The sequence below is a fragment of the Marinifilum breve genome (assembly GCF_003202155.1).
Classification (GTDB): domain Bacteria; phylum Bacteroidota; class Bacteroidia; order Bacteroidales; family Marinifilaceae; genus Marinifilum; species Marinifilum breve.
In genome coordinates, this window is the sequence record NZ_QFLI01000007.1 from 134,551 (window position 1) to 158,081 (window position 23,531).

Annotated in this window: 17 protein-coding genes; 1 reads left to right on the forward strand and 16 read right to left on the reverse strand. The window is 34.3% G+C overall.

From position 1 onward, the window contains the following. Positions 1-16 precede the first annotated feature (16 nt). The 3 genes from DF185_RS15740 to DF185_RS15750 all read right to left on the reverse strand — a co-directional run bounded on the left by DF185_RS15740 (position 17) and on the right by DF185_RS15750 (position 6,082). Positions 17-2,383: a GAF domain-containing protein gene (locus DF185_RS15740; protein ID WP_110361717.1), complete on the reverse strand. Its 2,367-nt coding sequence runs from the start codon at positions 2,381-2,383 to the stop codon at positions 17-19. A 187-nt stretch (positions 2,384-2,570) separates the two neighbouring features. Further along, complete coding sequence (locus DF185_RS15745) at positions 2,571-5,543, reverse strand: ATP-binding protein (protein WP_110361718.1); 2,973 nt, start codon at positions 5,541-5,543, stop codon at positions 2,571-2,573. Then, positions 5,540-6,082 carry a heme NO-binding domain-containing protein gene (locus DF185_RS15750; RefSeq protein ID WP_110361719.1) on the reverse strand — a complete coding sequence of 181 codons (543 nt, stop codon included), beginning with the start codon at positions 6,080-6,082 and terminating at the stop codon, positions 5,540-5,542. Before DF185_RS15750 ends, DF185_RS15745 begins: the two co-directional genes overlap by 4 nt. Before the next feature lie 229 nt (positions 6,083-6,311). On the opposite strand from DF185_RS15750, the gene DF185_RS15755 reads away from it, so the two are divergent. Continuing rightward, complete coding sequence (locus DF185_RS15755; RefSeq protein WP_110361720.1) at positions 6,312-7,439, forward strand: hybrid sensor histidine kinase/response regulator; 1,128 nt, start codon at positions 6,312-6,314, stop codon at positions 7,437-7,439. A 303-nt stretch (positions 7,440-7,742) separates the two neighbouring features. On the opposite strand, the gene DF185_RS15760 is transcribed toward DF185_RS15755, so the two are convergent. From DF185_RS15760 to DF185_RS15820, 13 genes are read right to left on the reverse strand one after another with little or no spacing between them, the layout of a single operon-like run. Next, the gene (locus DF185_RS15760; protein ID WP_207784674.1) at positions 7,743-8,930 is read right to left on the reverse strand and encodes a glycosyltransferase family 2 protein; all 1,188 of its coding nucleotides are present in this window, start codon (positions 8,928-8,930) and stop codon (positions 7,743-7,745) included. A gap of 5 nt (positions 8,931-8,935) precedes the next feature. After that, on the reverse strand, positions 8,936-9,997 hold the full coding sequence (locus tag DF185_RS15765) for an acyltransferase family protein (RefSeq protein ID WP_110361721.1): 1,062 nt from the start codon (positions 9,995-9,997) through the stop codon (positions 8,936-8,938). Between the two features lie 6 nt (positions 9,998-10,003). Then, on the reverse strand, positions 10,004-10,621 hold the full coding sequence (locus DF185_RS15770) for an acyltransferase (RefSeq protein ID WP_110361722.1): 618 nt from the start codon (positions 10,619-10,621) through the stop codon (positions 10,004-10,006). Next, complete coding sequence (locus DF185_RS15775) at positions 10,618-11,811, reverse strand: glycosyltransferase (protein WP_110361723.1); 1,194 nt, start codon at positions 11,809-11,811, stop codon at positions 10,618-10,620. The genes DF185_RS15770 and DF185_RS15775 overlap by 4 nt, the downstream gene beginning before the upstream one ends. Beyond that, the gene (locus DF185_RS15780; RefSeq protein ID WP_110361724.1) at positions 11,804-12,955 is read right to left on the reverse strand and encodes a glycosyltransferase family 4 protein; all 1,152 of its coding nucleotides are present in this window, start codon (positions 12,953-12,955) and stop codon (positions 11,804-11,806) included. The genes DF185_RS15775 and DF185_RS15780 overlap by 8 nt, the downstream gene beginning before the upstream one ends. A gap of 33 nt (positions 12,956-12,988) precedes the next feature. Next, positions 12,989-14,194 carry a glycosyltransferase family 2 protein gene (locus tag DF185_RS15785; RefSeq protein ID WP_110361725.1) on the reverse strand — a complete coding sequence of 402 codons (1,206 nt, stop codon included), beginning with the start codon at positions 14,192-14,194 and terminating at the stop codon, positions 12,989-12,991. Between the two features lie 34 nt (positions 14,195-14,228). After that, positions 14,229-15,152 carry a glycosyltransferase family 2 protein gene (locus tag DF185_RS15790; RefSeq protein WP_110361726.1) on the reverse strand — a complete coding sequence of 308 codons (924 nt, stop codon included), beginning with the start codon at positions 15,150-15,152 and terminating at the stop codon, positions 14,229-14,231. Beyond that, positions 15,137-16,618 (reverse strand): O-antigen ligase family protein, encoded by a 1,482-nt coding sequence (locus tag DF185_RS15795; RefSeq protein ID WP_133250056.1) that lies wholly within the window; start codon positions 16,616-16,618, stop codon positions 15,137-15,139. Before DF185_RS15795 ends, DF185_RS15790 begins: the two co-directional genes overlap by 16 nt. Before the next feature lie 15 nt (positions 16,619-16,633). Then, the gene (locus DF185_RS15800; RefSeq protein ID WP_110361728.1) at positions 16,634-17,776 is read right to left on the reverse strand and encodes a polysaccharide pyruvyl transferase family protein; all 1,143 of its coding nucleotides are present in this window, start codon (positions 17,774-17,776) and stop codon (positions 16,634-16,636) included. 39 nt (positions 17,777-17,815) lie between these two features. Beyond that, positions 17,816-19,360, reverse strand: a complete 1,545-nt coding sequence (locus DF185_RS15805) for an oligosaccharide flippase family protein (RefSeq protein ID WP_110361729.1) — start codon at positions 19,358-19,360, stop codon at positions 17,816-17,818. Positions 19,361-19,368: 8 nt separating this feature from the next. Next, positions 19,369-21,537 carry a GumC domain-containing protein gene (locus DF185_RS15810; RefSeq protein WP_165836049.1) on the reverse strand — a complete coding sequence of 723 codons (2,169 nt, stop codon included), beginning with the start codon at positions 21,535-21,537 and terminating at the stop codon, positions 19,369-19,371. A gap of 47 nt (positions 21,538-21,584) precedes the next feature. Next, positions 21,585-22,328 (reverse strand): TolC family protein, encoded by a 744-nt coding sequence (locus DF185_RS15815; RefSeq protein ID WP_110361731.1) that lies wholly within the window; start codon positions 22,326-22,328, stop codon positions 21,585-21,587. Between the two features lie 11 nt (positions 22,329-22,339). After that, positions 22,340-23,530, reverse strand: coding sequence for a sugar transferase (locus DF185_RS15820; protein WP_110361732.1), 1,191 nt, complete (start codon positions 23,528-23,530; stop codon positions 22,340-22,342). Position 23,531 lies beyond the last annotated feature (1 nt).

Consider the following 23,531-nt stretch of genomic DNA (forward strand, 5'->3'; position numbering starts at 1 on the left):
GATATTTTTGTTCAATTTAATTTTCAATTTTTAAATCTTCGGCAAGTTTCAATACATCCTTCTCTTTCCCGCCTTTCACTTTAACACGAATTGCTCTTAATCCATATACTCCCTGTAAATCCTCCAAAGTATGATACTCAATTTGATCTTCAAAATAACCTGCGGATATTAAATACTCTAAATATCTTTGGTATTCCGCTATTTCTTTCTCCTGACTAAAAATAATAGCCAACATACCTGGTTGAGTTAATCGCTCATTAGTTCCTTTAATCTTTGCTTTATCAATTCTCTTCTTTACAATTTCATAGCGAATATTGTAAGCCCCATCTACATCAAACTTCTTCTCATCCTGACGGAATCGAATTGCCAAAGGTTGACTATGAACCAAAATCAATCCAGTTGTATCCATTGGTATTGGTAAAGACCTCTTTAAAACTTCAGCCTTTCTAGCCAGTTCAGCACTTACAATAAGTTGCCATAGCCTCAAATTTTTAAGATAAATCCTGTCAAAATTCAAATTGTTAGCTATGCTTTCGCCAATATAAATATTGTGCTCAACTCCATCGGTTCTATATTTCTCAAAGTAATGAGGAAACATTGTCTGAGCTTTTTCTTCTTCTTTTTCAAGATACGTTGTGACACAATCATTAATAATACCCAAACTATCCTCGAAATCCTTTCTTCTTTTATATACAAGGTTTAGATCAGGATCAATATTCTTCTTATAATTTTGAATAGCTGTTTTCACTAATGGCCCATTCTCCTCAAAATGTGGGAAAAGAGGTTCTATATCGTGTCGAATAAAATTAAGCACATTCATTTCATCTCCTGAAGATACCCCTTTCTTAATGCCATCCTTGAAATAATCAATTTTATAAATTAATTGATCGTAAATTGGCATCGCTTTAACTTCGTTTACACTCAGCACTACATTACGAACCAAATCCAACTGCTCTAATAAATCATCTTGTATGGTTTGGTTTCTGATAACTGACGAATGTCTTACGTCAATTGCACCATACAAAGGATAAACATTTGGAAATACAATTTCCTCCATCTGAGATGGTTCTCCACTTTCTTTTTTCAATAACAAATTAGATGCAGCCCTTGCAAAGCGCCACTCAACACTTGGATGAATCGCTGTACACTCTTCTTTAATTATAGCCTCAATCCTATTTTGAAGTTCTTCACTTGTTCTCTGAATAGCAATAGAGAATACAGGAATAATATCTTTAATTACACGTAGATTTGAAAATGTAATATCATAGGCTTTATTCGATCCTAATTCCATTACACCCACCAACTCATTTTCGTTATAAAGGGGTACAATAGCTATATTTCTAATCCCTTCATCAAGTAAGGCCAACTCTAATTTATTTGGATTCTCTCTTTTCGAAAGATCATTAATTAAAACTGGCATACCTTGTATTCCAGCTTCTTCATAAATGGTTCCCCTGTAATCTTCGCAACTAAAACGGTCTACACTTAAAAATCCATGCCAAAAGTCAGATGGATTTTCTACATTCCCTTCGTTCATCCCAAATGCAATTATCCCTAGTTTTAGATTTGGCAATTCAAGAAGAGACCTGATATTTTGCTCTAATTGATTAAAATTATTTCTCTTAATAATTGAAGATTTCTCCAACAATTGAGATTTCAGCGAGGAAATCACCTCTATTTGACTCACGTCAACATATCTAAATGGCAAAAACCCTGAAAATTTGAACTTATCCAGAGGTAAAGTTTCCAGCCAAAAATCCATATCCAAAGGATTATTAATCATTTTATGCAGCTGCTCTTCACTCAATTTAGGAAGCTTACCACTATAGGTAATATCAATACAAGATTTTTCAAATTCAAGCTTATAATACTTAACCAACTCATTAAGTTTATCGGTCACCTTATACATGAACAGATATCCAATGCCTAACTCAAAATTATAATACCTTTTAAGAATCATTGAATAAGCATAAAACAGCATACTAAATGTCTTAAAACACTTATCTTGCTCCTTTTGCTCGACCATTTCAACGATCAAATTTTCATTTCCGTATAGTTCCAGGTATTTCGGGGTAAAATAAAAGTTCTGATCATCAAAAGGAGTAGCAACTACCCCAATTTCTTCACGATACTGAACAGGAGTAAAGAAATACCCCATTAAAATGTGGATTTCATCTTTAAATCTGTCCACATCATTTACATCAAAATCTGCACTTGCTAACTCAGGCTTCTCCTCTACGAGTTTTAGAATAGACTCTCCTTGAATATCAAGGCTGCCATTTATTTTTTTTTGCTCCTTTAACTTCTTAATTAATGGAACAAAACTAAGTGATTTCTTAAATGGAACTTCCTCTATGCTAAGCTTTAACCGATCCAGTTTCATAATATTTTTAATATTTCCCCGATTTTCAAACTACTAAAGTAGTTCTTTTTGAACATCTGTAAAAGATAAAGACGTTATTCTGCCAACAATTAAACCATTTTTAACATCTTCTGTTCTAATATACAAAAATGCGGATAGAAACGCTTTTGAATCCATCCGCATAATACAAAATCTCATATTAATTTTCTTATTCCAAATATACTTTCAAATCGTTAATAACATTTTCAAATTCCCCGATATGTTTTTCAATTAATTCAATATCGAAAGACTGAATTGCCAAATCAAGCTCTTTACAATAATTATCGAGTATGACACACGATTTTTTAAAGGCAAAATCTGATAATTTTTTACTAAAATCTTCAATTTCATAGATGATCAAATCGTTTTTGATTTTCTTCCAATCATTAATAAAACCATTCTCTAAACCATCAATAATTTGAGGCAATTTGGCAATACACTCTCCTGAAAGTTTTACCTCATCTTCAATCACCTGAGCATCTTCAGCATTTAGGTATTTAATTTTCAAAAACTTCTTCAAAACCGCAAAAACATCTTTTCTGAATACGGGTTTTTGTAAATATTCATCGAAGAGCTTATAAATACGTTCTAACTCATTATTCATGATTGATGCAGTAAATGCTACCACAGGAATGTGATTCCAATCTGGGTTGTTTCGTATAACTTCTGTAGCATCATAACCATTCATCCCTGGCATCCTGATATCCATAAAAACAATATCTGGTTGTTCCATTTCCATTATCTCAATAGCCTGTTCGCCACTTTCTGCCTCCAAAAATGTCACATTATCAAATTCAATAATTCTCTTCAAAACCAAAATATTGAATTTCAAATCATCAACAATCAATATCTTACATGGCTCAAGCACAAAATCGTTAAGTTCTTTTGCCTTTTGATCTTCTTCCGCCGAAACTTCAGCAATTTTCACATCCTTAAACTTGATTGTAAATTTTGACCCTCTTCCTACTTCACTCTTTAAGCTAATTTCTCCATTCAATTTTTTCAGAAGACCACCTACAATAGTTAAGCCTAAACCTGTACCTTCATAATACCTATTGCTTTGTCCGCTTTGTTGGGTAAAAGCCTTAAATACATTCTCTTGCTGATCTTCTTTTATACCAATTCCGGTATCTTCTACATTTAAAATGAGGTTAATTGAGTTTGGGTCGGATGTTTTTACAGCCGAAACAGAAACATGTATGTATCCTTTGGAAGTGAATTTGATAGCATTACCTACCAAATTAAATAAGATCTGATAAAATCTCACCTCATCCATGTAAATGTAATGCGGAACAGAATGATCTACACTTATATTGAATGCCAAATTATTAGCTTCCAATTTTTGTTTAAACACCTGCTTTATTTGGTTTATCACAACCTTACATTGCATTGGTTCCAATTCAATATTCATCTTTCCCGATTCGATTTTAGATAAATCAAGAATATCATTGATTAGAGCCAAGAGGTTCTTACCACTGGTCATTATAGTATGCAGGTAATTCTTATGCTGAGGATTCTCTACATTCGTATGCAACCATTCGCTAAATCCCAATATGGCATTCATCGGGGTACGAATTTCGTGAGATACATTTGCGAGGAATTCCGATTTTGCTTTTGAAGCCTGTTCCGCTTTATTCTTCGCAATTTTCAATTGCTTCTCCTTTGCTTTTAGCTCAGTCACATTTCTAACTATAACAAGTACTTCAGATGATTTAAGCTTTACAAATCGAGCTTCGAAATACTGCATTTCATGATGATGGAAACTACTAAAATTAAACTCAAAATCTCCTTTTACAATACACTCTTCAATGGAAGAAATAAACGAGTTACTCAAATCATCCGACAAGACATCCACTATTGAATTTACATCAGGTCTATTCAATTTGGCAAAAATACTATCCTCACATCTAGATTTGAAAGATATTACCTTTCCTTCTCTATTCAACCTTAAAATTTCATCTGGAATCGAATCGATAATGCCTCTATTTTCCTTCTCACTTAATACCAAATCTGTTTGTATTCTATTTCGAAGAAAAGCCGTAGATATTGTACTGCTTGCCGTCCTTAACAATTCTAATTCAGACTTTGACCATTTGTGATTAGAATCACACTCATCAAACCCGATAAAACCAAATATACTACCAGACTCTATTAATGGTAAAACAATTATTGATTTTATTTCTTGTGGCTCTAAAATAACCCGAATATCTTCTGGTAATTCCTCAATTTTTTCTGAATAAACAATTCCCTCTTCATTCAATAACCTTTTCCATGAAGGAATCAATTCATATGGAACATTCTGAAGTTCATTAATTTGAGATTCAATACCGTCATTACACCACTCATAAGTATTGCTAGTAAATGATCCATCAGTATTATCCTCAAATATATAAACTCTACTCACACCTGTATGCTGGCCAATTATTCTAACAGCTTCCTTCGTATTTGATTCAAAATCGGCAATAGAATTATAATTTACCGATATTTCTGTTAAAATTTCTTGTTGCCTCAAGTTTCTGGCTATTTCCAGCTCATTATTTCGACGCTCGGTAATATTATGAGCTACAACAATAATTTCATTAAAATGACAATTTTTACTTGAAACGACTTCCTCTGTAAGACCAGCAAGAAAACATCTTTTTAAATCACATTCTTGACAGCGATCCTCAGTAAACTGAACATTTACTCTTACCCAAAGAATATTATTTTGCCCTGTAATAATTGGTAAATCATAGTAGCTAATACACTTGTTTTGAAAAAATTGTCTGGCAAAATATTTAAATATTTTAGATCTATACTTGCTTGGAATAAAGCTTAAAACATTCTGTCCAATAAGCTCTTCTTTTGATTGCCCCATTATGGTACTTGCAATCTGATTTACAAAAACCACTTCACCTTTTAAATTGACTTTACAAATAATATCTGTAATACTTTCAACTAAAGTAAAATACTCCTGCTCTGTCTCTTGCAATCTTTGAGTTCTCTCCTCAACCAAGTTCTCCAAATTATTATTGAGTTTCTTTAATTGCTGATTTGATTCATAAAGCTCGAGAGATTTCTCTTCCAACAATTTTTCGGCTTGCTTTCTCGCAAGTTTCTCACGCTCAATTTTTCGTATTAAAAGGTCAGTTTCTTTGCTCATACTTCTTTCTGAATGGTAAATAATACTTCACTTCTATCTTCTACCAACAATTGGGTACTTATACTTGCTTTTTCGTTAAAATAATTCAAACACCCTTGAATTAGTCCTTCTGCAAAATCAGACATTTTACGTTGAGATGTATAAACCAACTCCAAACAATCGTTAGATCTACTCCTAACTTCTATTTTAGGCAGCTCTGCTTCAGGGTAAAGCTTCAAAACCTGCACATGAATCGTATCCTCTACTCTACACAAAAAGTCAAATGCATTATTATGACCTTTTATCAAATCTTTATATGCATTACCAAATACCCCAAACACATAAACACCATAAGCATAAAATAGTTTTGAAACAGGAAGTTTAGTTTTAGCACTTAGCTGACCTACCAATGCAAACATTTCTTCATGAGAATAGGTTCCAACCGATGTATAAATACCGTTACTAGGTAAGTTTGTATTTTCAATTATTTGATCGACAGTTTCATACCCAAACTGTTTTTCTACCATTTCCAAAAATTCACAAAAAACCAATCCTTTCATATGCAGTTAATAAATTTAAGTAGTTAAAAATTTTACCTAAAAATCTGTTTTTGGTAATAATAAAAATGATACGTAAGAACATAAACATGGTTATAATATATGCTTGTTTTTCATGAAAAAAAGTTAGATTAAATTAAACCTTATTCCCAAAAGCATCGTAATAAAGGCTATTGCCTCAAATGAGGAATTTATGTTTGACTACTGAAAATAAAAATTTACTTTATAGCCTATGGAATTCAATATTCCGGGAAAAACCCCGACAGTTTTGGTTGTTGATGACAACCCTAATAACCTTAAGATTGTTGCGCTTACTTTGCGTGAATTAAACTTTAAAATTGTTATTGCTACAAATGGAAAAGATGCACTAGATCTGGTTGAACGAACCAATCCGGATTTGATATTATTGGATGTGATGATGCCAGAAATGGATGGTTTCGAAGTGTGTGAAATCCTAAAATCTGAAGAAAAAAATAAAAACCTCCCAATTATATTTCTAACCGCTGTTGGAGAAAAATCGAAAATTGTAAAAGGATTTGAATTGGGTGGTGTAGATTATATTACAAAACCTTTTAATAAGGAAGAATTAATAATACGAATTAAGACTCATCTGGAACTTAAGTTTACCAGAGATGAACTTCAAACTACAACAGATCACCTAAGCGATTTAAATGAGCTTAAAGATCGTATGTTTTCAGTGATTGGTCATGACTTGCGAGGGCCTCTGGGCAATATTAAAATGACTTTAGAATTATTATCAAAAGGGTTGTTTGAATACAATAGTGATGATTATAAGGAAACCATGTCCACTCTTGTTCAATCCAGCGAAGAAGTTTCAGAATTGCTTGAAAACCTATTGGGCTGGGCTAAATCACAAAGTGGTATTTTAAAGTATCATCCAGAAGAGGTTTCAATGGATAGCTTACTTGAAAGTACTTATTTCATGTTTAAAGGAAACCTAACCCACAAGAACATTAGCTTTGAACCAAAAGTACAGGAAAACCTAACGGTCAATACTGATTCCTACATGCTTAAAATGATAATAAAGAATGTAATGTCGAATGCCATTAAATTTACTCATGAAGGTGGAAATATAAATATTAGTGCCGAATCTGTTAATGGCGATATTAAAATATCTATAAGTGACAATGGAGTTGGTATTCCAACAGAAGATATCGCTAAACTATTTGATGATAAAGAACACCTATCCACATATGGCACAAATGGAGAAGCAGGCAGTGGCCTTGGATTAAAGGTAGCCAATAGCTTTGCAACAAAAATGAATGGAAAACTACTAATTGATAGTAAACTTGGTGAAGGAAGTAAAATCACCTTACAATTACCGGTAAGTAAAAATTAAAATAAAACAAATATCAAAAAGCCCCGAGCTACATCTCGGGGCTTTTTATCTATGAAAAAACAGGCCTGTGGCCTAACTGGATAAACAATTTTTCTCTTGAATTATACCTATAACAGTTACAATTGAATAATGGGTGACAACAAAAATTATTTTTTTGTTTTTTTTAATCATATTCTAGAATCAATTGAATTTCCAACTCAACAAGTTCAAAGCACCATCCTGGTTCAACAAATTGAAATAAAAAACAGGACAAACTTTTCATTTGCCCTGTTTCTTAAACTGATTTAAAGAAGAGTTACTCCATTAGCCTCGTTTTGCTCGCTCCCATTTTACAGATTGATTGCCTTTCATATACCTCTTGAAACCAAGGTAAACTGACAAATTCATGATAAAGAAGTAATAAGGAACAAAAAGAGCTTTGATTTTTATTTTTCTATTTTCTAAAAACCAACCAATTAAAGCTGCCGAATAAAATACTATTTGACCGTAGAATAATAGTGTGTATATATTTTCCAAGTTCATTCCTGAATTGTAAGCCAATGCAAAGTTTATTGGAAGAATAAACAAAAGCAGCAAAGGTGTCAATGTCCACCTTAATACTCGGTGCGAGATATATTGGAATGATAAAGTTCCATATTTGAACGGATTTAGTAATGGGGCCAATCGAACTACAGATTGTATTCCTCCTGCTGATATTCTAACTTTTCTTTTTAATTCCTCCTTAACATTCGCAGATGCTGTTTCAATTGCATAAGCATTTGGATTATACTGAATGGTATATCCCGACATGGCAACACGCAATGAGATGATAAAATCATCAAGTAAAGTATCTTTCTCAACCTCTTGCCAAAGCTCTGTTCTAATCGCAAACAATTCACCCGCTGCTCCAACTACTGAATACCACTCTGCATCCCATTTCTTCAGCGTCGATTCGTATTTCCAATACAAACCTTCTCCTGCACCTGCTGCTGCATCTGCACCTTTCTGGTAAATACGCTTCTCTCCAGAAACACAACCTACTTTAGGATCTTTAAACAAGTTTACAATTTCCTGAATAGAATCCTCACCAAGATTGGTATTCCCATCAGAAAAAATAACAATAGGGGTTTTAACAAACTGCATACCACGGTTCATCGCGCCAATCTTACCTCCTCTGGCATCTTCATGATACACCTCAACTCCGTCATATTTTCTCAGCAAATCTGGCGTTCCATCATCCGATCCATCGGTAACCCACACATGCTTCACCTTCTCTTTAGGATAATTCAAGCTAAAAGAATTCTTCACTTTTTCATCCACATAATCCTTTTCGTTATATGCTGCTACAAACAAGGTAACTTCCGGCTCGTAATCCTCGTTTCCTGTATGATTTTTCTTTAAGCCAAACAGCCTTCTTAGTTTAATAATCAGGAACAATAAAATTCCATATCCCAAATAGGAATAAAAAATAATAAATAAGGCTACCCAAAATAATATCTCTATTGTTTTCATAGTATTTAGTTTGAAGTGGTTTTTAATTTTAATGGTGTTGATTTCGGATTTTTAAAGCTTCTGCCGAGAAACAATAAGCGACTCAAAGAAAATCTATCGCAAATTTCTTCAACAATAACAGGTAATAATATCCCAACCAACAGGGAAAATAAAAAGACTGGAACTGTATGATAAATGCCTATTTTATGAAGTAATATTCTTGTGCCTGATGTACCAAATGAGTGGAACAAATAAATGGTATAAGCATAGCTTCCTATCCAAACCAACCATTTAAATGTAAAGTGAATTCTCAGACAAACAATCACTCCAATTAAACCAATTAACAATGCAATTCCACTACTCGCTTTTAATTCGTAATCAATAATGCCGTACCATACCAATTGCTGAAACACCAATCCTGCAATTAATGTTATAGCACATAGCCAATTAAATACTTTATTCTGAAAAATATTCTTGAATCTCTGAATACCTACTCCTAAAACAAAGAATGGCATTAAATACAATCCTCCTTTAAAGCCAAAATAGTTAGGCATTGTTTCCGGAATAAAGCTATTTCTTACATATAAGGCGGCAATGCTAAACAGTAACAAAACCAACCAAGATTTAACTGAATTCGCAAGTTTAAAAGAGTCTATCATCGACATTACCAAAAATACGATAAACAAAGCCTGTAGGTACCAATAAAATGTATATGGAAAAATTAATATTCTCCAAATATCTGTAAGTTCATAGGAAAAATTGGTTCCTGGTATAATTGCTTGTAATATGTAGTAAGCTCCTCCAACAAAAATAAGTGGTAAAAACAATCGCCTAATTTTCTTTAGGTTAAAACCTAACAGATTTCCTGAATTTGCTGGACGAAGAGCATAAACCCAACCTGAAATTACAGTAAAAAGCGGCATGCGTAAATATTGAAAAGTAAAATAAAAATGTCTCAAAAACGAGTCATCTTCCACCTTCATTCCTCCGTCAGAACCTGAACCAATTACATGACCGATTACCACCAAAATGATGGCCAAACCTCTTAAGGTTTCAATCGAAGTATCTTTCTTTAAAGTAGTAGTCATAAGTCTTTAATTTTCGCTAACTCTTTCCCAAATTTCTTTCTCATGGTTGAATCGTTTCACTACCTTCGCGGGATTGCCAACAGCAACACAAAATGGCGGAATATCTTTTGTTACCACACTGCCTGCCCCAACCTGGCTTCTTTTACCAATGGTTACACCAGCAACAACAACCGAGTTTGCACCTATATGTGCTTCTTCTTCAATAACTGTTGGCTTAATGTCTAGAGGCTGTTGACTAGAGTTTTTACCTCCATCACTATATCCATGATTAAATCCTGCCACGAAAACATGCTGGCCTAAGCCCGATCCGCTTCCCATACTAACCGGTCCAATAATAACCGAACCTATTCCAACTCTAACCCGATCACCCAACAATACAGGTCCAGAACCGTTGTTTACGGTGCAAAAGTCTTCAATGGTAGTTAATTTGCCGATTTCAAATCTATTCCATGGAAACACGTCAATTCGGCTACGCCTTCTGATTGTAGATCCCTTTCCTTTTTTGTGAATGAAAGGATTTACAAACCATTTCACCCACAACCTAGGTTTTGGATTTCGTTTGGGAGCAATGCTCCAAAGAACAAATGCTTTGAGCTTGGGGTTACTTTTTATCTTTTCAATCATAGTTTCTTATTCATCAAAGTTTCTACAACATCAGCAAATTCAACAGCCTTTGCTTCCCAAGAGTTTTGAGAGGCCATCTGTATGCGATTTTGAATTCGTTCATCGCTATCATTATTAATCTCCGATAGCAAACACTTCACAAAGTCTTCCTTATTTTTTGCAACAGAGACTTGCGCCTCAAACTCTGGTAAATGAGCAAATGCATTCATCACAACTGGCACTCCCACTGATAGATATTCATTGATCTTCAAAGGGTAAATATTTTTGTTGATATCATTCATCAAGTAAGGAATAATTCCCACATCCGATTTTGCCAGTAATTCAGGAACTTCATCTGGTTGAACTGCAGGAAAAAACTTCACATTCTGATATTTTTCCAATCTCTCCTTTATCTCTTGATTTCTCAGATTTCCAGTAAATTCAAATTCAAAATCCTTTAGATTCTGAACTGCATATTCCACCGTATCAATATCAAATCGATGATCCATACTTCCAATATATCCAACAACTTTGCGTTCCTTATCATTGGATACTACTTGTTTGGCGAATTGATTAAAAAGAGAAAAATCCACTCCATTTTTAACCACAAAACTATTAGAGTTGAATTCCTTTTTATCTTCTTTTAAATAATCCGATGTAACAACAATTCCGTCAACAACAGTGGAAAACTTGCGATCCATTGGGAAAATTCTTTTCCCATGGCGGCGTGTACCCATTCCATCATAACAGTAGTAAACATTAAGCTTCTCATCAAGTTTACCCACCATAGATAATCCGTAAAAAGGATTATAAGCAGTTACAACAATTGGATCCTTTAAACCCAGATTCTTCAATTTTCTCTTTAATCTTTTGCGATAGAGGAAGGTATTAAACCCAAAAAGAATCTTGAAAAGGCCATCAATTTTAATAAAATCAACAGGCAAAACTGGTGGCGAAACCAAATGATATACATTTCCATTGCCATTGGTAGATATCTGTTCACATGTTGGTTTCAAACCCAGCATTCTCATTATCGGAGCCTTCTGCTTTTTACGCCAAGTATTTACAATATCTTTCCAGGTAAACGGATACTCTACAAAAAGCACATTGTTATCCTTGGCTAAAAGACTCATCAATTGCACGGTAGATTTAGTATACTCGCCATACCAAGTGGTATTGGAAATACAAACAATAGTTTCTCCTTTAAGCATAAGCTTCCTCTTTTAAGGTTAATTCCTTATACAACTTAAGATTTTCTTCAGCCATACGCTTCCAAGAAAAATGACTCGCTCGCTCCATGCCTTTTCTGCAAAGCTCATTGCGATAATCATCGTCAATAAGAATTCGTTGCATGGCTTGTGTGATCTCCTCAGGACTATGAGGATCTACAATACAAGCCGCATCTCCTGCCACTTCCGGCATCGACGATGTATTGGATGTAATAACAGGAACTCCACAAGCCATACCTTCCAAAATTGGAATTCCAAAACTTTCACGTAAGGATGGATACAAAAACAATTTACATTGATTTATAATTGCTGGCATTTCAATGTTGGGAACATATCCGGTTAAAAATATATTTTCAAACTGCTCTGGATGACCAATTTCGTCAAGCAAGCGTTTTAATTCTGCCTTGTCGTAATCCAACATTACCAGCTTGTAAGTTTTTGATGATTGAGTATTAAAATCAGCAAAAGCCTGCAAAACGCCCTTTGTATTCTTCTTAGGATCAGTGTTTCCAAGAAAGAAGAAAAAATCATCAGGCAAATTGTATTTCTCCTTTATGGATTTTAGATATGCCTCATCGGTAACTTTCTTAAAATGCTCTCCTACTCCATTGTATATCGCAGTTAACTTTTCCTTACCAAAACCGAAGAATTTCCCAATCCTTTCTTTCTCATAATTGGATACCGTAACTACTTTTTTGCTTCTTTTTACAACATGAGGTACAACCCACCTACGATACATGTTTCCAAACTTTTGATACCAACTTCCTGCTTTTTTTAGGATACTGATACTCTCCAGGTAAATGATATCATGCAATATAACTACCAAAGGTGTTTTGCCAAACATAGGCGCTGTGTTACTTGTACAGTGCAACACATCACAACCATATTTTTCTACAGCCCTCGGCAAAGCCCATTGCTCCCAAACCGGATAAGGTCCTCCTTTTAACTCTACAATCTTAAAGTTTTCTGTATCCTGTAGGCATTTGTCCTCATCGGGTTTTACAAAAACAATGTACTCATTTTTCTTATCTATTTTCTGCAGGTTTCGAATCAACTCCAAAGCCACCATATCCATACCGTGCTTTTTGGTTCGAAACAATCTTTGTCCTTCTATCGCAATTTTCATACGCCATTTATGTTAGTAGTCAGTTTTTAATCATTAAGCTTGTTGCCCATGTTGGGTATGTATAAACTTTTTATTCGCTCCTTTTAACTTGAAAAGGGAAGCAAACATGATAAGGAAAGCCTTAGGCAAGGAAAGAATAGCCAGTAGAGTTTCTTTATTGTAGAATTTACGTGGTATACCAAAAGCAAATGCAGCAATGGTAATTCCACAAAGAATCGTCCAGTATAATGGAGTTACAGCAAGCTGAACAGCATTTGGAACAAGCAATTCTATCATCCAATATGCAATTGTCATGATTCCTACCAATCCCAAAAGTAGAATGCGTGGTGGAGAAATCATTTGGTAAACTTTATCGAAAAAGTCAATATTTCCGTTAAAAATTAAATGGAATAAACCTGATAGTACATATCTGCGGAAATAAACGAACTGTGCAGAAAGCCATCTCTTTCTTTGGTTGGCAAAAGCATCTGATTTCTGGATTTTTTCATCATACACAATTGCATCTGGCAAATACTCTATTTTTTGCTTGTTTTTCAGCAAACGCAACTCTAATTCTTTATCAAAACCTCCAACAGCATTTACCTGCTTCATAGTACTCTTGAAAAAAGCATAATCGAAAGCCATTCCCGATCCGATTAATGCTGATGACAAACCAAGTACTCGATGTCCCTTACGAAAAATATTGTTATTTAGCTCTTCACTAACTGCATCTAATATGGCAAAGGAAGTATTTAAATTTTTGGCAACTCTATGACCTTGCACTACTTTGTATCCATTTTCGAAAGCCTCATTGATTCTTTCCAAAACATCTTCTGCCATGATATTATCTGCATCTAAAATGCAAGCAATTTCATAATCGTCATCCAATACTTCCATAGCTTTATTTAAAGCCTTTGATTTGGTGCTTTTTTCGAAACTTACCTCAATTACTTTTATTGGTAAATCATTCAGTTTCTGTAAAGTTTCTGATTGAAAAGAATCGGCAATCACCACAACATCAAATTGTTCCTGTTTATAAGATTGAAGCAAAGCCTGTTTTGCTACATCTACAATTACAGCATCTTCTTTATATCCAGGAATCAAAACTGCTGTTTTTCTTTGTATGATATCTTTTTTCCTATTTGGTTTGTACTTTATCAATGAAGCTAGAGCAAAAATTAGAATATAGATTGCTCCAAATCCAAAATAGATTAAAAGAATGTATTCAATGATGTGTATAAAATCAGTAAGTATAGTCATAGGAGTAATAATTTTAAGTTAGTAGTACAAATCATTATAACGCTGGATTATCATGTATTCCTTTATAATGATAGACATTCCAAAACATGGCTTTGTAAAATGACCTTAACAAATCAAATCGAGTGGCAAGGAGATACTTTAAAGTATTCTTTGGCACAGTTATTAAAGTCAGATAGATTAAATTGAAAAGTAAAATCCATCCTTTTGAATTTCTTCGCGCATAAACAATTCTATTTCTTGAGATATAGTAAATCTTTAAAGGACTTTCTTTTCCTGTAGATATCGATTCCTTATGAAACACCAATGATTTTGGCTGGTAGTAAACTTTATAACCTGCTTTTTTTACCCTGGCACACCAGTCATGCTCCTCATAATAAAGAAAAAACACTTCTGTCATCATGCCAACTTCCTCAATTACTTTTCTAGGTACCATCATCGCAGCACCATGAATACTATAGGTAAATCCCGGATCATCAAACTGTCCATTGTCAACTTTTCTAAAACCAATTAAATGTTGGCGCATTGTAAATGGATTCATAGGAGTATAACCTGCATATTGAATGGTATCTGGCGTATGGTGAAATCGAATTTTGGGGCTCATCATCCCAATATTTTCATCTTCCTGAAATTTTTCGATCATAGGTTCTAGAAAGTCAGGTTCTACCTCTGTATCATTATTAATAAACAACAAATACTCTCCTGTTGATTTTCTAACTCCTAAATTGTTACCTCCTGCAAAACCAAGGTTTTTCTCCGATTTGATAAAAATAATCTCTGGATAATTATTCACAATAGGTGCAGGATCCTCAGTAGGTGAAGCATTATCCACAACAATTACTTCGTAATTTGGATAAGTCACCTCCTTTAGACTTTGTAAAAAGTCACAGGTGACTTGTGCCTGATTATAATTTACGGTGATTATAGAAACTTTTGGATATTCTTTCATAATTGTTGACATTCAGATGATTTTTCTACTTCCTTATCGAATTTTTCTGCCATAAATAAAAAAGCCATTGATGCATACACAAGTGGTCCTGTTGGCAATTGTCCCAACACTGCATTTCCATACGAGGCAACCATAATTCCCCAAATTCCTGCAACCAATGCGCTCATCTGTGCCTTGACCCAAGGGTCTTTCAACCTAAAGAAAATGACATATGAACTTTTCAGGACAATAAACAAGAGAATAAACAGGTGCAAAAACAAACCTACAATTCCTTGTTCCACCCATATCATAACGTACCAGCTATCGGTTGGAACTTGAGCAGCCAATGATCCCGGAGCATATTTTTTTGCTGCGCCAGTTGTGGACCCTAGTCCTGTACCAATAGGACGAGAAGCCATATAATTCTTTAATTTACGCTGATTTTCTAAACGAACCTGCAATGATTTATCTTCTGGATTAAAAGCCGTTCGCATGCGGTTTATGGTATAATTTCCATTCCCAATTGTGGTATACTTAAAAAACACCAAAACCGAAATTCCAAGGATAGCACCTGCGATCATCACTTTTACATTTTTTCGCAAAACAGTATACAGGCCGAATCCCATAATTGGTACCGCAATCGCACCTCTGGTTCCGGAAATCATCATACCAAACAAAGCCAAACCTCCTGCTACAGCATACAACAATCTGGTTTTCTTTGATTTCTTTTCATTTAATGCCAAAATTGAAAAGATAACACCAGCATGTCCTTGCGAGCCTCCAAACTGACCTGCATCTGTAAAAAAGGAGAATACCCGCAACTTGCCAAATAAAAGATGGGTATCACTTCCCGGTCCATTTAACCACGCTTGTTCCCAAGGATCCAGACCAATGTGTTTTTGTACTATTCCTTTAATGGAGGCAAAAATGGCCAACACGGCCCAAATCTTAAAAAAACGATCTAAATCTTTGATTTTATCAAATAGAATAAAAACCAGTGGAATAATTAAAAACATATAAAGACCTATTCCACGCATGGATTGAAACCAAAGTGGACGAGCCGTTGCCATTGGATTAAATAATTGAAAAACAATCCAACCAAACCAAATAATGGCTAAAACAAACAATGGATTCTTTGCTTTTTCCCAATGAACATCCTTGAAAAAGGATTGAAAAAAGAGGACAAGTAAAGCAAGAAACAGATGAAAATCAATTATCATTCCATAAGGAATACCCTTTACGTAACGAGCAAACCCAAGAATGAAGTAATTGAGAATAAACATCCCAATAAGTGCTATTTTGGGATTTAAACAGATGAAATAGATATAAGTTAAAACCAGTGGCATTACAATTATGCCAACTCCGTTCACTATACCCCCACTTGCCAAATATCCCATTCCTAACAATGAAATTATCATCAAGAAAAAAGGAATCGGCTTAGCTAATAAACTAGCCCCTTTCTCCTCCATAAATGGGTGATATTTCATTATCTTACTCATAGAATATTTATCTCATTAAGAATTCAATGAAGCTCTTAAATAATCAATCGATCTTTTCTTTTCTGTATCGAGTATCTTATTAACTCTATCAAAATCTATTTTTCCCTGTAGCTTTAGCTCTATCGAATCATCAATCTCAGTAATCAATCGATCCTCCAAACCAAAAATCTTAAGCAATGTGGTAAAACGCGACATTCCTCTTTTCTTGTTTCCCAAGGCAAAGAATGGTTTATTGAAAATAATACAAAATACAGTACCATGAAACGAATCTGTGATCACAAATTCGGCATCCATAAAGCCTTTGATCCATTCTGTTACTTTGGGACATATACATTGATCCAGTTCTTTTCTTCCGACATTTCTAAAGAAATTCTTTGGCATTGTAGAAAAAGACTCAAATCCCAATTGTTTTTCAACCATTTCAACCATCTTAAGAACCCTAGGGTTTCTATCAAGAATATAGGTAAGAAGCTTTTTATTATGCATTGGTAAATTATCGTTTTCAACCAATTGTATATATTCCTCTTTCTCAACCAACATGGTTGGATCCAAAAATTGATCAGCTTTAATATTGAAGTACTTTTCGCACAAATCGATGCCAGATAACTCACGAACCCCAACAGCATCAAATTGTTCAATTAATTTTTTACAGGCTGCTGTTTCTTTATTCGAATATTCCCAGGAATCGACTCCAAATGAAGCAGCATAAGAGATTTTCTTAGAACCTTCATTTTGGGGTAAAAAACCTAAATAATGATTTGCTATTTCTGGGGAATACTTTGGTCTCCACACCTGATCACTTCCAACTACCCATGCATCAAACTTCTGTTCTTGCAAAGTCTTAAAATCCTTCTCTGAATTTAAGTAATTGGTTAATTCAATATGCTCATCAATAAATTTACGAGTATGTTGCGCAATGAGGGTAGCCTCCTTCTTTGTAGGCCAAGTTCTCACAACAACTTTCTTCCCAAAACAATATCTTTGCACAAATCTCTTTCCGAATGATAGGGTTTTAAACATCCAGGACTCTCCTTTCGAAGTTCTATTTACCGTTAGCACCTTGTGCCCCATTTTCTTTAAGACAGATTGCATTGCATAGGCTTGCAAAATACCTCCATAATTGGAATTAAATGGTAATGTTACGATTCCTATCTTCATGTTATTATTGATTAATTAAATTCTTAACTACTTAAAAGTCTAAACCAATTTAGCAGGCATTTTACCTTTAAGTTTTGCCAACACTTTTTGTACTGGACTATAAATCAAATTCCTTTCGTATTCATTCATCGACATTTTCCAAAAAACAGGCAGATAAACAGCTACAAAACAAACTATTCCAACTGCTAGTTTTAGCAATGAATCTAACTCAACCCATCTTAATATTACAAAGACTAGCAGACTAAGAATAAAGGGAGCGAGAGCCATTCTACCAATTTCTTTCCAAAAACGTGGGATATCAATTTTTTCCTTTTTATAGTAATAGATGTTCATCCCAATCCATTGACCTAATATCATTCCAATAGCAATGGCAACAGCACTACCAATTCCTTGGAACTTGTCAACAAGAATCAATTGCAACACCACACTAAACGAAGCTAATCCCAAATAAAAAAGAGATCGAAATTTTACTTTGTTACGTGCCAACAGAATGGTAATTCCAATATTTTGGATTAAGGGAACAGTTAACGGAACAATTAGAAGCAGTGCAATAATATAGGTTTCAGCATAATCGGCACCGGCCCAAATAATCACAAACTGCTGACCAAATAGAACAAATCCACACAGAATTAAGGACAATATTATAAACTGAATACGACCAGTGCGAATGAACAAATCGGATATCTCCTTTTCGGATGATTGCTTGGTAGCCATAGCTGTTACCTTAGGCAAAAATACGCCAGGAATAGCTGTTGAGAAGTTACGATACATTTGCTGTAATTGAATTGCTACAGCAAAAACTGCAACTGCCGCTGTCCCTACTTTGGCTCCTAAAATCAATTGGCCCGAACTCCAATACAAACGATCTACAATTACACCCAGGAAAATAAAAAATGAATACCCTGCAATTTCTTTAAACAAATCTTTTTGAAAGCCTTTAAAGCGCACTTTAATTTTAATTCCATATCTACAGTAGCAGAAATTGGAAACCTGGATAATTACATTTAATACAGTCATCAAAGCAACCATACCAATTGCTCTATAACCCATCATCAATAACAATATCATTATTGATGTATTAAAAACAATGTATCCTATTCGTAAAACTCGCTGAAAAACAAACTTTTCGTATGCAGTAATAATTGAATTAAAAATGGTTAATGGAAAAGTAATTCCTAAATTAAAGGTCATCAGCAAAATCATTACCTCAACCTTGTATAACTCTTCCGTAGTTAGGCTATCACCATAAAAAAAATCAACATTAAAATACAGTGCAATGCCTAATGTCACAGCTATTAGCCCAATTGCAGAATAAACCAAAACAAACATTCCATACATGGAATTTAATTCCTTAAGTTTTCCTTCAGCTCTGAATTTGGCAGTATATCTTACAATAGTATTTCCCAAACCAAAATCCAGCACAGTTAAATAAGCCATTATTGAAGCTACAATTGCATACAAACCATACTCGCTCTGCCCCATCATGCGCAACATGTATGGAGTATAGAACAATGCAACCAGATTACTCAAACCAAGTATTCCATAGGAAAGTAGCGCTCCTGCTTTTAACTGATTTACCTGCATAGCCTTAATTATTTTAATTTTTTTGAATAAATCTGAAAAGAGATCACTTTCTTTATGAACCTTCTAATTAAAGATCTTTCTCCTGGAATTTCACCTATCATTTTCTCCATCTCATCCAACTCTACTCCATTCAGAATTACTCCTTGTTTTAAGTGCTGTGTCTGTTTTTCTAATTTTGCCAATGCATTTTTATCGGCACTACTCCAACTGCGATTAGCTCTAACGGTAAGCAATGCAAGGTCTGCGTCCGAGAATAATTTTACTGGATAGTTATTTAAATTTATTGATGGAAGTTCAACCAAAACAAAATCGTATGTAGACAATTCCACATTTTTATTTTTTACAAGATTACTAACCGAAGTACATTTTAAAGTTTCACCATCTGCATCAAAAACAAGCTGTTCTATCTCAGAATCTTCGCTATTTTCTTTATGATTTATCAACAAACACTTGAACCCTTTAGCGTTCATGTGTTCCAATAAAAAATTACCTAAACAGGTCTTCCCTTCACCATCCTGAGTACTATAAATAATTGCTTTTATTGGCCCTCTATTCTCAACACCGTTTACCAGGTTAAAGATTCCCTGGAAAAGTTTGTTTACTGATAATCGCTTTAATTCCCCATAATCACGTCTTTTAGCCCTCTTAACCATATTAGGAAAAATAGAAATTACATTAAGCTTGGTTAACTTCTGAGCATTGGCAACATTACGAATGTTAGGGTTTAAGAAATCAAGAGCTATTATCACAAAAGCAGGAATAATAAATCCAATCACCATACCTATCAACAGTAGTATTTTACGCTTACTCGGTTCAGATTTCAATGGAAAGTTTGGTTCTTCAGAAACTTTTAAGTTGGTGTTCAACTCCAAATTTTGTTGCTTCAACTTCGCAACATTCAAACTATGCAAAATGGAAAGGTACTCCTTCTCAGCAATATCAATTTTTCGTTCCAGTCTTTTCATTGTTGCTCCTTTGGGAGCATATTCCTTCACCAATCTTTCAAATTCCTTATTTTTTTCATCACCCACCAACATTTTTGCACGAGTCGATTCATAAGCCACCACATTAACCAACCATTGATTAAGAACTGATGTGGAATTAATTCCATCAACTGAATTGTCTATAAAGTATGCTTGATTAATTGAATTTCTTAATTTTTCCTGTAGCTGAAACGACTTTGCTCTCATATCAGCAATTTCATCCTGATAGTGCGTATCCGTTATGGTGTCGAACTCCGCCTGATAATCCTTTACTGAAATTTCGATATTAAGCTCAGCTATTTGATTACGAAGTTTGATAATTTCAGCATTATTCAACTCTTTCTTTTGTTGCACTGTTAATTTGTCTTCCAGTACTTTCAAAACAGCCTCTGAAGCCTTCAACTCCATTTTCAACTCATTATAATAGGCAGAAAATCGCTCTTTCTGAATGGTAATGTGCTCAGATTGCTCGTAGTAGTTGATAATATTATTCTGCTTATTAAATTTTAGCAATTGATCTTCCGACCTATCCAACTTAACCTGTGCATCATCTAATTGATTTTGAAAATATTTTAAGATTGCATCCGATTGAACTAGCTTGATGGCAGAGTATTTTTCGACAAAAACTTCATTAAAAATCTGTAATGTTTGTTTACAAATTCCAGGATCATTGGATTTGTAGGTGATCTCAATCATATCACTCGAGTAAAGGCGTCTCACCTTTAGTTTCGAAAGAATTTTTTCAAAGCTATAAACCGGATGATTCAAATAAGATAATTCGTAAATAAAATTCTCAAAATCTTTATTCTTATAGTTCAAAAAATTCTTGTAGGTTTCTTCATAATTTCCTTCAACCACCAATTGAGACACTTCATCAGGTACAATTCGTTTAAGATTCGAATACGATTCTCTGGATATAATTTCCTTTGTTGGTTTTTCAAGAAGCATATGCTGTACGAACAAGCGAAGACCAACTTCTTCTGCAGTTCCCCTTGAGTTGATGACATTGATAAGATTATCGAAAGCAGTTATCGTAGATTGCCTGTCCACCTTTGAACTTTCCAATGAGGTTAAATTGGCACCTGTTGCTATTCCTGTGTATATTTTGGTACGAGATGTATAAACCTTAGGCTCATCCTTTGTCAAATGAAATATCAAAGCAAATAACATTACCGGACCTAAAATTAGAATCAAGTAATGTTTTAACAGCAACCGTATGAAGTATATTATATTCAAAATATCTAATTTAAATTCAATTTAATACCTATGGATTCTTGCAACAGGTGAATGGCTACAGTAAATTCGATTCTGATTTCCTCACATTCCAAACGCAGATTTAACAACTGACTTTTCTGTTTTGAATAGTCAGCCAATGGAATTTTTCCATTCCTATAGTTGACTTCAGTATCTGCCATCTGCATCTTCATTGTTTCCAACTCTGATGTTTTAATAATCAATTTGGCATGCGCTCTAAGCAAATTGCCATATTGAGTAACTACCAATTTTCTGAGTTCCGAAACAACTTTATCTTTCTGATACTGTAGTTTCATTTTCTCACTTAAGGCAACCTCACGATCAACATTATCAAAAAGTGAGCTGAAAGGAATTTTTAAAGATAATCCAACACTGTACCTCTGTTGTTTTGCATTGGTAGTTCCTGTGGATTCATCTCCCAATGATTCATTAATAACAAGATTATCAAACATTCCATATTTAGCAGAACCAGTAACACTAAAGTAAGACAGCCAATCTTTCTTTTCCGATTTGATTTTCAAGTCTTGAATTAAAATATCAGCATCTATCATTTTAAGTAATGGAGAATGTATTACAGCTGAATCAAGCAATTGACCTAATGGAATAATCTTGGTTTTTAAATTATGCAAGTTCAATTCTTTATCAATTACCTCAGAAACTTGAGCCTTACCAATAATTGACACACTCATAATCAAAAGGAAAAATGATATTCTTGTAATATATCCTCTCATTAAGATAAATTTTAGACATTCTCTTTCTGAAATACTGCAGGAATCGTTCTCAGAATGATCCACATATCCTTCCAGAAAGAATATTTACTGTTAGCAATTTCAACGTATTTATTATCCAGACCTTTTCTCTCTTCTGGAGACATTTTTGAAGTTTTACCGCGAGCTTCAACCTGCCACAAACCGGTAATTCCTGCAGGACCATTAAATCGATCAGTCCACTCGTCGGTGGTTAGCATTTCTGCTTCGTACAATGGCAATGGTCTATTACCTACAATCGACATATCTCCTCGAATTACATTGATTAACTGTGGCAATTCATCAATACTTAATTTTCTAATGATATGCCCCACTTTGGTAATCCTTGGGTCATTTTCGAACTTCACAAAAGCTTTGTCTTGTTTTTGTTTTTGGCGCTGGATGTGAGTATTCTCTTCCACCTCCTCTTCATCACCAAACAAAATTGTTGATCCCTGAGCAACACTGTTTTCTTCTACAACTTCTGCCAGCTCTGGTTCAGTCTCCTCAGTTTGATACTGATTCAAATGCTCCAATTCCTTTAGTCGTTTATCTGCATCAGGATACATTGAACGAAGTTTTAAGAAATTAAATATTCTATAACCAGTTCCTACCCTTTTAGAGATATAATAAACCTTTCCTTTGGATTCCAAACGAATCGCTGCAACAAACACAAGTAACAAAGGTGAAAGCGCTATTAATGCCAAGCTTGCAAAAACAATATCAAAACACCTTTTAAAGAATGGGGTTTTGTACACTTTTACATCTTTATTTTCTTTAATCTTATTAAACTTCATGTGAACCTGAAGAACCTTAAGAAAATTCACTCGATTCGAAATTGTCTCAGCATCAACCGGCTTTGCATACACATCGCTGATTTTTTGTTCGATTGCTCGCTTAATAATCTCAGGTTGTTTCTCGGCAACAAGCAATAGATACGGCACAGACCTTTTTTCATCGTACTTTTCAACAAATACAGTATGAAAATCCAAACCATTTCTTCCTGGCAATTCGAATTCACTGATTACGCCATCTACTCTTTCGTTTTTCTCAATCCACTCCGATGCTAGCAATGGATTTGCATGATGTATTAGCTTAACCTTCCCATTCAACTCTTTAAAGCTGGACAGAACAGACTCGTCGGAACCAATATACATCAGTTTCATTTGTCGGTTTGTTGCATTCATG